The 15,007-nt window shown below is 72.2% G+C and carries 12 protein-coding genes; 5 read left to right on the forward strand and 7 right to left on the reverse strand.

Annotation, left to right across the window (positions count from 1 at the left end):
* Positions 1-211: 211 nt before the first annotated feature.
* Both BTM25_RS00670 and BTM25_RS00675 read left to right on the forward strand, forming a co-directional pair.
* Positions 212-1,726, forward strand: a complete 1,515-nt coding sequence (locus BTM25_RS00670) for a type IV secretory system conjugative DNA transfer family protein (RefSeq protein WP_205647928.1) — start codon at positions 212-214, stop codon at positions 1,724-1,726.
* Complete coding sequence (locus tag BTM25_RS00675; protein ID WP_103560819.1) at positions 1,723-2,178, forward strand: DUF4913 domain-containing protein; 456 nt, start codon at positions 1,723-1,725, stop codon at positions 2,176-2,178. Before BTM25_RS00670 ends, BTM25_RS00675 begins: the two co-directional genes overlap by 4 nt.
* A gap of 746 nt (positions 2,179-2,924) precedes the next feature.
* On the opposite strand, the gene BTM25_RS00680 is transcribed toward BTM25_RS00675, so the two are convergent.
* Complete coding sequence (locus BTM25_RS00680) at positions 2,925-4,049, reverse strand: hypothetical protein (protein WP_103560820.1); 1,125 nt, start codon at positions 4,047-4,049, stop codon at positions 2,925-2,927.
* A gap of 201 nt (positions 4,050-4,250) precedes the next feature.
* On the opposite strand from BTM25_RS00680, the gene BTM25_RS00685 reads away from it, so the two are divergent.
* Positions 4,251-4,457 carry a hypothetical protein gene (locus BTM25_RS00685; RefSeq protein WP_103560821.1) on the forward strand — a complete coding sequence of 69 codons (207 nt, stop codon included), beginning with the start codon at positions 4,251-4,253 and terminating at the stop codon, positions 4,455-4,457.
* Positions 4,458-4,565: 108 nt separating this feature from the next.
* Positions 4,566-5,828 carry an alpha/beta hydrolase family protein gene (locus BTM25_RS00690; protein ID WP_146058912.1) on the forward strand — a complete coding sequence of 421 codons (1,263 nt, stop codon included), beginning with the start codon at positions 4,566-4,568 and terminating at the stop codon, positions 5,826-5,828.
* Positions 5,829-6,163: 335 nt separating this feature from the next.
* On the opposite strand, the gene BTM25_RS00695 is transcribed toward BTM25_RS00690, so the two are convergent.
* Both BTM25_RS00695 and BTM25_RS00700 read right to left on the reverse strand, forming a co-directional pair.
* Complete coding sequence (locus tag BTM25_RS00695; protein ID WP_103560823.1) at positions 6,164-7,135, reverse strand: quinone oxidoreductase family protein; 972 nt, start codon at positions 7,133-7,135, stop codon at positions 6,164-6,166.
* 3 nt (positions 7,136-7,138) lie between these two features.
* Positions 7,139-7,651, reverse strand: a complete 513-nt coding sequence (locus BTM25_RS00700) for a nuclear transport factor 2 family protein (protein WP_103560824.1) — start codon at positions 7,649-7,651, stop codon at positions 7,139-7,141.
* A 97-nt stretch (positions 7,652-7,748) separates the two neighbouring features.
* On the opposite strand from BTM25_RS00700, the gene BTM25_RS00705 reads away from it, so the two are divergent.
* Positions 7,749-8,216 (forward strand): MarR family winged helix-turn-helix transcriptional regulator, encoded by a 468-nt coding sequence (locus BTM25_RS00705; protein ID WP_103560825.1) that lies wholly within the window; start codon positions 7,749-7,751, stop codon positions 8,214-8,216.
* A 572-nt stretch (positions 8,217-8,788) separates the two neighbouring features.
* On the opposite strand, the gene BTM25_RS00710 is transcribed toward BTM25_RS00705, so the two are convergent.
* From BTM25_RS00710 to wecB, 4 genes are all read right to left on the reverse strand, one after another.
* A complete protein-coding gene (locus BTM25_RS00710; RefSeq protein WP_103560826.1) occupies positions 8,789-10,810 on the reverse strand; it encodes a hypothetical protein in 2,022 nt (673 codons plus the stop codon).
* A gap of 212 nt (positions 10,811-11,022) precedes the next feature.
* On the reverse strand, positions 11,023-13,194 hold the full coding sequence (locus tag BTM25_RS00715) for a glycosyltransferase (protein WP_103560827.1): 2,172 nt from the start codon (positions 13,192-13,194) through the stop codon (positions 11,023-11,025).
* Positions 13,191-13,910 carry a hypothetical protein gene (locus BTM25_RS00720; protein WP_103560828.1) on the reverse strand — a complete coding sequence of 240 codons (720 nt, stop codon included), beginning with the start codon at positions 13,908-13,910 and terminating at the stop codon, positions 13,191-13,193. Before BTM25_RS00720 ends, BTM25_RS00715 begins: the two co-directional genes overlap by 4 nt.
* Complete coding sequence (wecB, locus tag BTM25_RS00725) at positions 13,907-14,986, reverse strand: non-hydrolyzing UDP-N-acetylglucosamine 2-epimerase (protein WP_103560829.1); 1,080 nt, start codon at positions 14,984-14,986, stop codon at positions 13,907-13,909. The genes BTM25_RS00720 and wecB overlap by 4 nt, the downstream gene beginning before the upstream one ends.
* Positions 14,987-15,007: the final 21 nt, after the last annotated feature.

The following is a 15,007-nucleotide window of genomic DNA, read 5'->3' on the forward strand; positions in this document are numbered from 1 at the left end:
GAGCGGACCACCCGACATCGTCCCCTATGTCGTTCTCGCGGGACTCGGCCTTCTCGTGGCCATCGCCGTTTCGCTCTGGGGTTCGGTCAAGCTGAGCCATGCCGTGGCCGACGGTCCCGCGCCCACGTCCGGCAACCCGGTCACGTTCCTGCTGCTGACGGTGACCGGACGGGCTCCGCTGCCCGCCGGGAGCGCGCTGGTCTTCCTCGCGGTGGAATTCGTGCTGCTCGCCGCCGCGGCGTTCGCGGTGTTCCGTCTGGTGCGCCGACCGCGGCGAGGAAGCCGGGTGGACGTCGCGGCCCGGCACATGGCCAACCGCGCGGACCTGCAGGCGTTCAGCCGTGAGGGCGCGGCGGCGACGGCCCGCCGACTCGGTGCGCGAACGGAATCGCCGGGGGTGCTCATCGGCCGGGCCGTCAGCACAGGTCAGGAGGTCTACGGCTCGTTCGAGGACATGCACGTCGACATCTGGGGCCCTCGGACGGGCAAGACGACCTCGCGCGCCATCCCTGCCATCCTCGACGCGCCGGGCGCCGTTCTCGTGACGTCGAACAAGCGTGACGTGGTCGACGCGACACGGCTTCCCCGTGAGCAGGCGGGGGACGTATGGGTCTTCGACCCGCAGCAGATCGTCGGCGAAAGCCCCGACTGGTGGTGGAACCCCCTGTCCTACGTCGTGGACGTGGACACCGCGACCCGTCTGGCGGCCGTGTTCTCCGCCTACGGCCGCGATCCCGGCGCGAAGACCGACTCCTACTTCGACCCGGAAGGGGAGGCGCTACTGGCCTGGATGCTCCTGGCGGCCTCCGAGGGCGGGGAACCCATCACGACCGTGTACCGGTGGCTGTCCGACGTCACCGACGCCACGCCCGTCGACATCTTGTCCGGCGCCGGGCACGAACTGCCCGCCGAACACGTCCAGGGCGTCATCAACTATCCGGACAAGCAGCGAGGCGGAATCTACGGCACCGCCCGCAAGAGTGTTGGATGCCTGGTGAACCCGGCCGTCACGCGCTGGGTGACTCCCGACCCGAGCCGGCCGGACCGGCCGCAGTTCGACCCCGAAGCGTTCGCGCGCGGCGGCGGCACCCTTTACTCGCTGTCCCGTGAGGGACGAGGAACTGCTGGTCCACTGGTCACCGGACTCACCGTCGCGACGATCGAAGCGGCCGAGGCCCAGGCCACGACGTCGCCGGCCGGCCGGCTGCCCGTGCCGATGATCGGTGTCTTGGACGAGGCCGCCAACGTATGCCGCTGGCGGGACCTTCCCGACCTGTACTCGCATTACGGCAGCCGGGGGATCGTCCTCATGACGATTCTCCAGTCGTGGGCGCAAGGCGTCGAGGTGTGGGGCGAACACGGGATCGCCAAGTTGTGGTCCAGCGCCAATATCCGCGTCTATGGTGGGGGCGTCTCCGACTCCAAGTTCCTCGGCGACCTCGTCCAGTTCATCGGCGAGTACGAGCCGGTCACCTATTCGACGACGGTGCAGTCCGGCCGGGGGCAGCATTCCCACTCGACCAGCGCGTCCACGAAAGCCGAGAAGATCCTGGATGTCGCGGACTTGTTCGCCATGCCCCGCGGCCGGGCGCTGGTGCTCCCCTCCGGCGCTCCGCCGGTCCTCGTGAAGACGCTGCCATGGCAGGCCGGACCGCACGCCGACACCGTGAACGCATCACTCGCACGCTACGCACCCAGCGACGACACGCCCGAGGCCAGCTCATGAGCGCTTCCCTCGCCGACGCCGGCCCGGACGGTCCGGACGCCTGGGCATCCGACACAGCGGAACCCGAACCGTTGTTCTCCAACCCCGAGGAGTTCGTCGTCGAGTTCCTCTCTCCGTTGATCCAGCGGCGCCTCGGCGGTTCGTACACCTGGTGCCCCCGCTGGTGGGCGCACGCCGAAGGGCTGCTGCGGATCACCGCCCTGTGGGAGACCTGGGAACATTTCCGTTATGAAGGCGCGCTCGGGATGTCGACCTGGCTGCTGCATCACGCCGATCCGCACCTCGCCGTCCTGCTGAGCAAGGACAACGGCCCGTTCTCCTCCTGCAAACCCGACCGGCACGTCGCACTGCCGCCGCTCCCCCATGAGCCGGCCCCCGACGGCATGTGGATGGCCGCCGCTTTCAGCGACTCCAGACCGGACGGAATGGACGTGAACTCGTCAGAATCATAGGATGACATGCGGTAAAGAGGCCACGAGCGATCATCCATCAGCCCTCTCCAGATCAACGGAAGACTGAAAGGAATTCACTATATGACGGAGCCAGGCGATCAGCGAGAAGGGCGAACCGAGGCAGCCGAAGTCCAGCGGCTTCGCGAAGATCGACGAGCCCTCGCCGAACTCGGCGCCGCGCTTCCGGAAACTGCGCTGGCACGCTACGCCGAACAGTTCGGAGACCCTGAGGCATGGCCGGAAGACCTTCTGGGCACCCCGTCATCAACAGGGCGACGGCGCAAGCATCTCCGATCCGCGTCTCAAGACCCTGCTCGCCTCGTTCGTGCTCAAAGTCGATCGGCCCCTCAACCGGCGTCTGACGGCGGCCCTGGAGGGTCGCGGACTCAGCTTCGCCGAGGCCCTTTCGACCTGGCAGAACCTGGCCGGAGGCGACGACTCACAGGTGAGCAGTATCAACGTTCGATCATGAAGTTCGCCGGGGACGGGCAACCGTTCCCGGCAGAGGAACGCTGGCGTGAGCGTTCCTCTGCCGGGCGGCAGATCAGTCGGCGACGCCTCTGCGAAGCCGGGCGAGACGCCGCCGCCTACGGCCGTTTCCCGGTCGCGCGATGACGCCGCCCGGTACCGCTTTGCCAATCCCGTTCCGGTCGGTGCACACGCACGGGTGCTCAGCGATCTTCGTGCGACGCCCGCGTACTCGTCCGCCATCGAGCGCCCGTGCCGCGTCCGCGACCCGAAAGCATTCAGCGTTCAGGCGAGGGCGTTCGAGTGAAAGTGCGGCCTTGGCTCGGCGCTCCGGCGGGCGCAACCCTGCCGCGTAGTGCGGCGGCCCGGCGGAGGCGGGCGCCCACGTTTGCGGGGAAGCCCTTGCCAGCGACGCGGACCGCGGCACGCGGCTCGTCGTCCAAGCCCTCGATCACCGCCGCCGCCGCGCGGTCCTGGTCCGCCGCCTCACGCAGGTCCGCCGCGAATCTGCGCTGCTCCTCGACCTGGACTCTTCCTGCCTCCTCTGCGCCCATGCCCCGGTTGTCCGCGTCCAGTCGACCGGTGACGTCGTCCCGCCGTTCGGACTCGGCGTCCTCACCACGGGATCGACGCCACAGGCCGTTGGCGACCGCACGATGGGTCGTGGCGGGCGACGCGGAGAGCGGTACGTCGACGCCGAACTCACGGCGCATCCCGTCGCGCAAGACCTCCAGGCCGTCATCTCGGCCGGCGTCGGGCGGCCAGGCGCCGACGTGCTCCCACAACTTCCCGGCTTCTTCCGGAGAGGGCCGTTGCCATCGCCCTTCGTCCAGTTCCCAGCGAAGCGCGGCGATCCGGTCGCGAGGTTCTCGGTCGTCGCGATCCGGGTCGCTCTCGGAGGCGCGCGGGTCATGGTCGGGGCCATTCAGAACCGAACCCTCGAGCTCCGGGCCGTTCACGTCCGGGTCGTCGCGCCCGGCGCCATCCCGGTCTGGGCCGCGGTCCGGCAGTTCATCGACGTCGATGCCGTACCGATCGGCGATCTCCTCACGCATGTGCTGCCGCGCCGCTTCCGCGACGGGATACTCCAGGCGCGCCCATCGATCGCACGCGTCCCAGGCACGGGCGATGTCGTCGGACTCGGCCCGCTCCCAAAAGCGGTCGTCCCACACCTGTTCCCAGGCGGGCCGGTCCTTGCGGTACTGCCTCTCGTCCGCCGATCTGCCGGGACGTGCGCGGTCCGGGTCGCGAGGGTCGGGGTTTCTCCGCCGGGAGCGTCGCAGGTCACGAGAGCCGATGGCCTGCCGAGCGGAGCGTATGAGGGCCCGCAATTCCGCCGCCGCTTCGCTCAGAAACTCCGATTGCGGTTCGGAGGCATAGTCGATGATGGTCTTATCGCTCATCGGCTTCTCTCGATTCTGCGGGGGCCGACCGTCCAGTGCCTACGCTCGAACTTCGGCAAGGATAACGGTCATCGACAGTTTTTCGCCAGCGACCTTCGGTGGGGCGCCCGCACGGATAGTTCTGCGATCGTTCCGAAATCATTCCGGCCCGTGAGGCGAAAATCTCGGTGTCGGCGATCATGACCCGACGCGTCGGGCGAGGTGGACGTCTCGGGCGGCCACCAGTTCCGCCTCATCGAGACCGACCCGGACAACGGCTACGCCACCAGCAAGACCTATCCCGTCCGCACGGGCTCCGGCACGTTCGTCGGCGTCTGCGACTCGCGCCAGCACCTCTACGTCGAACTCCATCCCACCGCCGACGGCGAGGCGAACGTCTCGGCGAAAGCGCAGTACTGGCACCGCTGACCCGGCCCGGGGTGGCTCTAGAACCACCCCCGGAAGTGTCATGCGCGGCACCCGGAACCGGGGCGCAGAGCCATCGTGCCGACGCGTCCGCGTTTCTAGGTTCGACGCATGAGATCACCACTGGCCGTACTGGCCGCCGGAACCCTGACGGCCCTCGTTTTGTCCAGCCCGTCCGCTCGCGCTGCGCTCCCCGACCCGTCGTCCACTTCCAGCAGCCGACCGTCCAACGCGGTCACGCTCGGCGGCACGGCGCTCGCGGGAGCGCGGGGCGCCGTCGTGTCGGTGCGGCGCGTGCAGGACCTCGGCGCGGGGGCCGTCCGGGCGGCGCTGCGCGAGGACGGCCTGGACGCCTCACGCGTCCGCCACGGCGTCACCGCGTACCGCATCGTCTACCGGACGATCGACGCCGCGCGGAAGCCCACCACGGCCAGCGGCCTGCTCGTCCTGCCGCGCGACGGACGGCAGCGGCTCCGCGTCGTCACCTACGCGCACGGCACGATGGCGGCGGCGGCCGACGCGCCGTCGGTGGACGAGGGCGGACGGTCCGGTGAGGGCCTGCTCTTCGCCTCCGCCGGATACGCGGCCGTCGAGCCCGACTACCTCGGCCTCGGCGTCGGGCCCGGCGCGCATCCGTACCTGCACGCGCGGTCGGAGGCGACGGCGACGCTGGACCTCGTCCGGGCGTCGTTCGCGTTCGCGCCCCGGACCGGACGCACGCTGGACCCTCGCCTGCTCGCCACAGGTTTCTCCCAGGGCGGCCAGGCGGCCATGGCCTTCGGCACGGCCCTGCGCAACGGCGCCGACCCGCGCTTCCGCCTCGCCGCCGCCGCGCCCGTCAGCGGACCCTACGACCTGCGCGGCGCCGAGGTCCCCGCGATCTTCGACGGGACGCTGGACCCGAAGGCGTCGGCGTACTACCTCGCGTACTTCCTGACGTCCTGGAACCGGCTCTACCACCTGTACGGCAGCGCGTCCGAGGTGTTCCGCGCGCCCTACGACACCACCGTCGCGCCGCTGTACGACGGACGGCACGGCGAGCAGGAGATCGTCCCCCGGCTCCCCGCCTCGCCGCAGCGGCTCCTGACCGAGAAGGGGCTGGCGATGATCCAGCACCCCACGGGCGCGCTGGCCGCCGCGCTCGACGCCAACGACCGGACGTGCCGGGGCTGGGGCGCGGACGTCCCCGTCCATGTCATCGGCGCTCGCGGCGACGAGCAGGTGGCGTTCGCCAACGCGCGGCACTGCGTCCGGCAGGTGGGACGCGCGGCGACCCTCACCGACCTCGGCGACCTCGGCCACACCGATTCCGGACGCCGCGGCGTCGCCGAAGCGCTCCGCTGGTTCATGACCGTCGCACCCCCGCGCGGCTGAACCACCGCGCGGCGGGACGCGGGCGCCGTCGCCGAGCAGGAGGAGCGCGAGGTCGCTCGGGGCCGTCGGCGCACAACGCGATCCCCGCCGAGCGCCGTCGCGCACGGCCGGACGCACGGCGAGGCCGTCCGTCAGGGCGGCCTCGCGGTGCGTCCGGCGGGCGGCGCACACTCGGCTGATCTCGTTGCGGTAGACGGCCTCCACGAGCGTCCGGCGGGTGGGGACTCCTGCTCGACGGTCTTCCGGCCCGTCACGCGCGGCGAGGCGCCCGGACGGCGCTCCCGGTTCCGCCGGGCCGCGCCGTCCGCCTGCGGCGCGCCTTCAACTCCCGGCGATCACCGGTCGCAGCGCAGGACGATCTTGCCGAACCCCTCGCCCGCCAGCGCCCGTGCCAGGCCCGGACGGGCGCCGGTCAGGGGCCAGACGCCGTCGATCACCGGCCCGGCGCCGGTCGCCGCGCAGTGCCGGGCGAGCCGCCGCAACTCGGCGGGGCTGCCCATCGCACTGCCGTGGACGGAGATCGACCGGACGAACAGGTCGGCGAGATCGAGTTCCACCGTCGCGCCCGTGACGGCCCCTGCGGTGACCAGCCGTCCGCCGGGACGGATGGAGCGCAGCGAGTGGGCGAGCGTCGCCGCGCCGACGCAGTCCAGCGCGGCGTCCACCGGCTCGGGCACGGGCGTCCCGGCGGGGAACGCGGCGCGCGCACCGAGTTCGTCGACGGCGCGCCGCCCGCGCTCCCGGTCGCGCGCGGCGACCCAGACCCGCAGCCCCGCCGCCACGCCGAGCCGGATCAGCGCGGTCGGCACGCCGCCGCCGGCGCCCTGCACGAGGACGGTCTCGCCGGGCTTGAGGTCCGCGCGGCCGAACAGCATCCGGTAGGCCGTCAGCCACGCGGTGCCCAGGCAGGCCGCCTGCTCCCAGGACAGCTCCGGCGGTTTGGGCACGAGGTTGGCGGACGGCACATGGACGCTCTCGGCCCAGGTGCCGTCGATCCCCTGCGACAACATGCGCAGGCCCGGATCGTGCAGGGGGTCGCCGTGCCCGGGAGCCGCGACGATCGGGTAGACGATGACCTCGTTGCCGTCCCGGTCGATGCCCGCGCCGTCCGACCCGAGCACGCGCGGCGGCCCGGACGGGTCGAACCCGAAGCCGCGCAGCGCCATCAGGTCGCTGTAGTTCACGGACGCCGCCTTCAACGCCACCGTGGTCCAGCCCGGCGGCGGGGGCGGCGCGTCGTGGTCGGCGATCTCGATGCCGTCCAGCAGGCCGTCGGGATCGGGCGCCGTCCGGCGAATGGCCCGCACGCCTCAGCCCTGCGGGAACGCGTAGGGGAGGTCGTGGCTGATCACGTGCTCGGTGATCAGCCACCGGTCGCCGGAGCGGCGCAGCCGGGTGCGGTTGTAACCGGACTCGATCGGCGTGATCGTCCCCTGCGCGCCGGACGCCCCCGGCGGCCATCCGCCCTCGGGCTCGGCGGCGCCGACGACGTTGTAGACCAGGAACTGGACGTCGACGGTGGCCGTGTCCCCCTCGACCCGGACGATGTGGTCGAACGTCGTGTGATGGCTCCAGCCGCGCGGCGGGTGCGGCGCCATCATGCCCGCGACCGCCTGCCCGATGGCCGCCGCGCCGCGCACGCTGCCGAGCAGCCGCGGCTCCCCGTCGCCCGTGTAGTAGATCTCGACGACGGCCTCGTCGGTGAACAGCGCGGCCATCGCCCGTCCGTCGCGGTGGTCGGCGGCCCGGACGTAGGCCGCGACGACCTCGTCGATCTGCCGTTCCGGGCTCGTCCCGTGGACGACGTGCTGCGGTGCGTTCATGGAAGGCTCCTCCACTCGGGAATATGCATGAGAGTCTCATGTATATGCCTGAGAGTATCAAGCATTTTCCCTGAATGTCTCAGCTACTCTGGGACGTGTGAGCGTGCGGCCGTCCTTCACCGGTGAGACCCTGACGGGCGAGTTGGCGCGCGGGCGCTTCCCCGGGATCCGCAAGGCGATGCTCGACTTCGTCGGCGCCTACCTGCTGGACTTTGAGACCTCGGCCCAGCGCGCCGGCCTGACCCTGGCCCAGGCCCGCGTCCTGGGGTTCGCCGCGATCAAGCCCTCGTCCATGAAGGAACTCGCCGAGCAGTTCGGCTGCGACCCGTCCAACCTCACCGCCAAGGTCGACCGCCTGGTCGCTCTCGGCCTGGTGGAACGCCGCACCGACCCCCACGACGGACGCGTCAAGCTGATCGCCGCCACCCCCGAAGGCGTCGCCACGTCAGCGGCCCTCTGCCACAGCCGCGACTGGCTGGCCGAGGTCCTCGGCTCCCTCACTCCAGACGAGGCCCAAACGATTCAGACCGCCTTCGACCTCCTCGTGAACCGCGCCCCCGCCTAACACGCCCCGACCGCACCGGCTCCCACGCACCCCGAACGACACCTTCACGAGTGCTGGGGGCTCCGGCGACGTTCGCGTACGTGCCCACGGCCGACGCCCCGCCGAACGGCACACTCACCGACGTTCGTGCACGCTCACACCGGCAGCCCGGTCGTCCCCCGAACCACACGCACGCACCACCAACACGCCACCCAGCGAACGACCGCCTGCACCCCCGAGAACATCTAGACCAGCAGCGCGGCCGTCCCCCGACTACCAGACGACACGCTCACACCACCGACGCGCCGCCGAACACACGGCCAGCGGCACCCAAGAACATCCAGGCCAGCGGCGCGGCGGCTCACCGAACGACGCGCGCACAGACGCCCGCACCCTCCACACGCCACCCGACGAACGACCAATGGCACGCCCAGCGACATCCACGACCGGCGGCGCAACAACCCCCAAATCACCAGACGACGCACACACGGACGCTCGCGCCCAACAACGTGACACGCAGCGAACGACCGGCGGTACCTTCACCGACGCTCATCGCCAGCGGCATGACGGCATGCAAAGGCGAGGCGACGCGCTCAGGGGCGTTCGCGGCCGGCGGCGTGGCGGCCCGTCGTGCGGCGCGGGGCGCCGAGGCGGGGCGTGCTCGGGCGGGGGCGGCCGTGGCGGGGGCCGACCGGGGCGGTGAGCGGCGGGGGCGGCGGCTCGTCGGGCGGCGGGTCGTCGTCGGGAACGGATGCGTCCCCTTGTTCGCGTATGTATTCCTCGAACTCGATCGAGTGGACGGTGGGCAGGGTGATGATGCCGGGGTTGGCGTCCACCATGAGGATCCGGCGGCCCGTCGAGCCGGCGTGGGTGAAGACCATCGCGGTCGGCGGCAGTTCCTGGAGCTGGGGCGGTTCGATCAGGAGTTCGCGGGCGCGCTGGCGGGACAGGTTCGGCGGGATCGTGCGGCCCCACGCCGTCGCGGACGAGATCCCCTGGACGAGCGCCGCGTCGTCGGCGGCCGGGGCGGGCAGCGGCGACCAGACCGGTTCGGTCAGCGGATCGGAGCGGCCGTCGCCGCGCGTCCGGGCGTAGGCGACGGTCGAGGCGTAGGTCTCCCCGGCGACGTCGAACGGCGTCTCGCCCGCCGTGTCGGTGATCTCGGCGACGAGCAGCCGGTGGTCGGTGCCGATGTGCTCGGCGGCGATGCGGGCGTCCTCGGGGTTGCCGAGCCGCATGAACCCGACGGCGGCGTGCCCGCGCCGCCCGAGCCGTTCCCGGACGTGCGGCGGCAGCGACCGGTACATCAGCACCAGCCCGTTGCCGGTGGCCTCGCAGGCGTCGATCAGCCGGTCCAGGACGTCCCCGCGCAGCTTCTCGGCCCCGCACACCAGCAGCGTGTGCTCCCAGCGCCCGCCGGGCGGGGACTCGCGGATCCGGTGCGTTAGCGCGGTCGTGACGTACGTGCCGAGCACCCGGTTCGTCAGGACGCCGGCGCGGCGGTCCATCGACACGACGCGCAGCCGTGACGGCGGCAGCACCACCTGCTCGGTCGCGATCTGCTCCAGTTTGCGGAGCTGGGCCTCCAGCGCCCACGCGTGCCGGACGACGATGCGTCCGGTGGCGTCCCGGCCGAACAGCGTCGCGATGCGTTCGAGCTGCTCGTCGGTGAGCAGGCCCCGGCGCAGGTCGTCGCGCGGGTCGCCGACCTGGGCGAGGACGCGCAGCGCCGCCGTGATCCGGGGCAGCGTCACGTCCGGCCCGAGCACCTCGATGACGCGTTCCAGGATCGAGTTGTCGAACGACAGGTCGCGGGTGCTCGCCTGTTCCTCCCCGGCGCCGACGACGAGCGAGAGCACGTCGGCGAGCGCCTCGGGGGACAGGCCGCGCGTCACGTCCAGCCGGGGCAGGTCGGCGGGCAGCACCCAGACCAGCGGGTCGTCGCCCCGGTCGGACGCGAGCCGCAGCAGGTCGTGGGCGACGGCGCCCTCGGACAGGTCCACGACGGTGAGCCGCGCGCCGACGGCGAGCCGGGCCGCGCCCATCGTCGTGACGAACGCCGACCAGCCCGCGAGCGTGCCGCCGACGACGTCGACCCGGTCCACGCCGGGCGGCACCGCGACCGGGTACCACTCGCGCTGCTCCTCGTAGGCGCGGCGGCGCCGGTCCCAGGCGCGGTAGGCGTCGGCGTGCGCGCGGTCGGCGGCGGCCCCGGCGCGTTCGCGGGCGCGGCGCTCGGCCTCCTCCCCGGCGCGCTGCGCGGCGATGCGGGCGCGGACGGCCTGCTCGTCGCGCCACAGCGCCGACCCGGTGATCCCGAGGACGACCAGGCACGCGAGCACGCCCACCCCCGCGAACGCCCACGGCAGGACGCCGACCACGGCGCAGAGCAGGAACAGCAGGATGAACGCGCACGCCCCGCCCGCGGTGATGCGGAGCTGGTGGTTGGCGAACTGCTCGCCGGGCGGGCGCCGGGGCGGGGACGGCGCGGCGGGCACGGACCGCTCGGGCGCGGGCGGCGGCGGCCCCGGCTCGGGGTGGACCTGCGCGTACCGCCAGCCCACGTAGACGCGGTCGGGCTGGATGAGACGCGCCCGCCCCGGTCCGCCTGCCATGTCCGTCACGTCGTAAGACCCCTGGGTGGTGCGGGATGCTGAGGAAACGGATACCGGTGTCCTATACAGCACAGAGTAAAGACGTCCACCGCGCGCCGCGCCCGGTTCCTGGAAAGCGTTCAGTCCCCAGCCGCCGCGCCCGCCAATTCGGTCACCGAGTTCACCTGCGGTAAAGATCGGGCACACCCGGTCCGGCGCGTGGCCGGATCCGGTCACCGGCCCCGGACGATCTCCTCCCACGCGTCCCGCACGCGCGGCAGTCCGTAGGCGTCGCGGACCTGCGTCCGGCCGATGCGCCGCTCCTCGTCCCAGCGCCCGCCCTTGACGATCACCTCGATCGCGTCGGCCATCTCCCCGGCGTCCCGGTGGATCCAGCGGCGGTCGTAGATCGTGTCGGCGCCCGGCCAGTTCCGTACGACCGGGACGGCCCCGGACGCCATCCCCTCGGCGGGCGCGAGATGGAAGCTCTCGTCGTCGCTCGTGGACAGGACGAACCCGACCCGCCGCAGCCACGCCGCGACGTCGCCGCCGTAGCCGTCGAACACGACGCCCTCCGCCAGTGAGGGCGACGCCGCGATCCGCCGGAACAGCGCCTCGTAGTGCGCTCGTTCCTCCGGGCGCTTCCAGATCCACCAGTACTCCCAGGGCAGCTTGGACTTCACGAACAGGGTGAAGCGCGGGTCGCGGCGGCGCAGTTCCTCGACGACGTCCACGGCGAGGTCGAGGCGCTTGCGGGACGGCGCGGCGCCGATGAACCCGAGGTGGAACCGCGCGCCGGGCAGCTTCGGCCGGTCGAGCTGGGCGACGTCCACCCAGTTCGGCACGACCGTGATCTTCTCCGCCGGCCAGCCGGTCGCCTCGGCGGTGAGCGCGGCGTAGTGCGGGCTGACGCAGACCACCTGGTCGACGCGGTCGATGTCGAGCTTCTGCGGCCAGCCCGAGTCCAGCTCGAACCGGTGCAGCCGGACGATCAGCCGCTGCCGCGCCTTCTTGTGCCGCGCGTACCAGAGCGCGTTCGGCCCGCACCACTCGCAGATGACGACGTCGGCCCACGCGGCGAGTTCCCGGCTGCGCTCCTCGTCGTGCTCGGACAGGGTGCGCCAGGGATCGACGCGGACGTCGAGCCCGGGCAGGGCGGCCAGATGCTGCAGCAGGCGGGTGAAGAACTTGAGGTCATGCCCACAGACGACCACCTTCAGCGGCGGCCCGGCAACCTCGACCGAAGGCTGTGGATAAACCTCGGCGAGCGCGTCCCGCAGCCGCTCGGCGGCCCGCTCCAGCGTGAAGCCGTCCGCCGCCGTCCGGCAGCGCGCGGCGGCCAGTCCGTACAGGTCGGGGTTCTGCGCGGCGCGGCGGAGGGCGTCCACGGCGTCGTCCTCGGACGCGGCGAACAGCGGATAGTCCTCGCCGAGCAGCGTCTCGTGCATCGGCGTTCGGTTGAGCAGCACGGGCAGCCCGAGCGCACCGAACTCCAGGACCTTCGTGGACAGTTCCAGGCTCGCGTCCAGCTCCGGCGCCCGCCACGACAGCCCGATGTCCGCGCCCGCGGCGATGGCCATCGCCTTCTCGCGCGGATGGCCGCCGTGCCAGTGCACGCCCGGCGCGGACTCCAGCGCCCGCCGCATCCGGTCCGCGAAGTCCGGATCGTCGCGTTCGTCGTGGATCTTGTCGCCGACCATGTCCAGTTCGGTCGGAACGCCCGCGTTGGTGAGCCGCGTCGGCAGCCCGGTCATCTCGAAGGTGTTCCACCGCAGCGCGAACTTGCCCGTGTAGACGAGCCGCAGCGGGGTGTTCGCCGTGCGCGGCGCGGGCTCCGCGAGTTCCGGCGGGACAACGACGGTCGGCGGAAAGAGCACGGACTTCCCGCACGCTTCGGGCACCGTCTGCTCCAGGAAGCAGCGCAGTTCCTCGGTCTGGCACAGCAATGTCCGCGCGGCACGCGCGATGCGGCGCAGGTCGCCGTGGATCTCGGGGGTGAATCCGGCGAGGTTCTGCGGGACGTCCGTCAGATACGGCCACAGCCGCCCCCGGAACGCGCCGTCGTCCGCCAGCGCCGCCGCGATCGCCCGCCCGCGCACGACGATGAGATCGTGCGGATGGTCGCCGTCGACCCGCGCGAGCACCGCGTGCGCCTGCGGGACGGTCATCGGCGCGTCCCCCGCCACGAGCCCCTCGGCGTGCGGATGCCGGACGAGCACACCGTCCAGTTCGGTCAGCGGGTCCACGAGCCGTCCGGTCCGGACGGGCGCCTTGAGCACCAGCGTCACCCGGCAGCCCGCCGCGCGCAACGCCCGCACCATCGACTGCGCCCAGATCGCCGACCCGTCGATGAGGTTGAGGTCCACGTCCCCGTAGACGAGCGCGCGGAGCCGCTGTTCGGTCATCGGATCATCCTGTCGAGGTCGGCGGACGTCGGGACGGCGCCGGGGGCCGCGTCCACGACCTCGTCCCAGCCGAGCGCGGGCAGGCCGGGCGACGGCCGCGCGTTGTGCCAGAGCACGACGGGCCGGTCCAGCGGACGGGCCGCCTCGCGCACCGCGAGCAGCGCGCGCTGCCGGTCGGCCGCGGCGGCGTCGCCGAGGTAGGCCCAGGGGTGCCCGGCCGCGCACGCCGCCGCTTCGAAGAGCACGATGTCGGGATCGGCCTGGTCCACCGCGACCCCCGCGTCGAAGGGGCGCAGCGCCACGACGTGGGCGTGCTCGCTCAGTGCCTCGCGGGTCGTTGCGGTGAACACCCCGGCCACGACGGGCCGTCCGGACGGACGCAGCGACGCACCGAACAGCAGCCGTTCGTCCTGGCCGACCTCGCCGCGCAGCTCGGGCCAGTTCGACCCGGCGCGTCCCGGCGTCGTCTGCGCCGTCCCGCCGCCGGGCGCCCGGCCCTTGGCCATCCGGTACAGGTCGCGGGGCAGCGCGATCAGCCCGAGGCCGGGACGGCGCGCGGCGGCGGCGAGCCGGCGGCCGACCGCCAGCGCCGTGGACGCCTCCAGCGCGGCCAGCCGGGCCTGCGTCTCGCGCAGCCGCCGGTCGCGCTCGCGCAGTTCCCGTTCGCGCTTGCGCAACCGGCCCTGCAGTCGTTTGATCTCGGCGTCATCGGTCATGCGAGGCTCCGCAGCAGGACGTCGGCGATGCGTTCGCCCGCGCGCCCGTCCCACAGCGGCGGCGCGGCGCGTTCCGGTGGCGGCCCGTCGTCCAGGAGCTTCCGGACGGACGGGACGAGTTCCCCGGCCGTCACGAGCCGGTTCGTTCCCTGCGTGATCGTGATCGGCCGTTCGGTGTTGGGGCGCAACGTCAGGCACGGAACGCGCAGAATCGTCGTCTCCTCCTGGACCCCGCCCGAATCGGTCACGGCGGCGACCGCGCCGCGCACCAGACCGACGAACTCAACGTAACCCAAGGGGTCCATCAGGTGAATTCCCGGATGCGCGCCGAGGCCGGCGGCGGTGAGCGCCGGGCGGCTGCGCGGATGGACGGGCATGGCGACGTCCACGAGATCGGCGACCTCGTGCAGCCGGGCCACGAGAACGCCGGCGGTTTCCGGGTCGTCCACATTCGCGGGCCGGTGCAGCGTGGCCGTGACATAACGCTCCGGAAGGCCGTTCTTTTCCCGGACGGCGGCGGAATCGAACCGGTCGAGATGCGCGAGCAACGTGTCGATCATGGGATTTCCCACGAAATGCACGCGGTCCACCGCGACGCCCTCGTTGGCGAGGTGCCCGATCGCCTCCGGGCTCGTGACCAGGCACAGGTCCGCGAGCTGGTCGACGACGCGCCGGTTGACCTCCTCCGGCATCGACATGTCGAAACTGCGCAGGCCCGCTTCGACATGCGCGACCGGAATGCGCAGCTTCGCCGCTGCGAGGGACGCCGCCAGCGTGGAGTTCACGTCCCCGTAAACCACGACGAGATCCGGCGACGACGCGACGAACTCGTCCTCCAGAGCGGCGAGCAGCGCACCCGTCTGGTGCCCGTGACTGCCCGATCCGACGCCGAGATCGACGTCCGGCGCGGGCAGATCCAGCTCGCGGAAGAAGATCGCGGACATCCGCTCGTCATAGTGCTGTCCCGTGTGGACAACCCGCTGTTCACATCCGCGCCCCCGGAGCGCGGCGACCACGGGAGCCGCTTTGATGAAATTGGGACGAGCCCCCATGACATGAAGGACGAGCGACGCCATCGGGCCTCCGGTGTCTGGTGT

The sequence above is a fragment of the Actinomadura rubteroloni genome, assembly GCF_002911665.1.
GTDB lineage: Bacteria > Actinomycetota > Actinomycetes > Streptosporangiales > Streptosporangiaceae > Spirillospora > Spirillospora rubteroloni.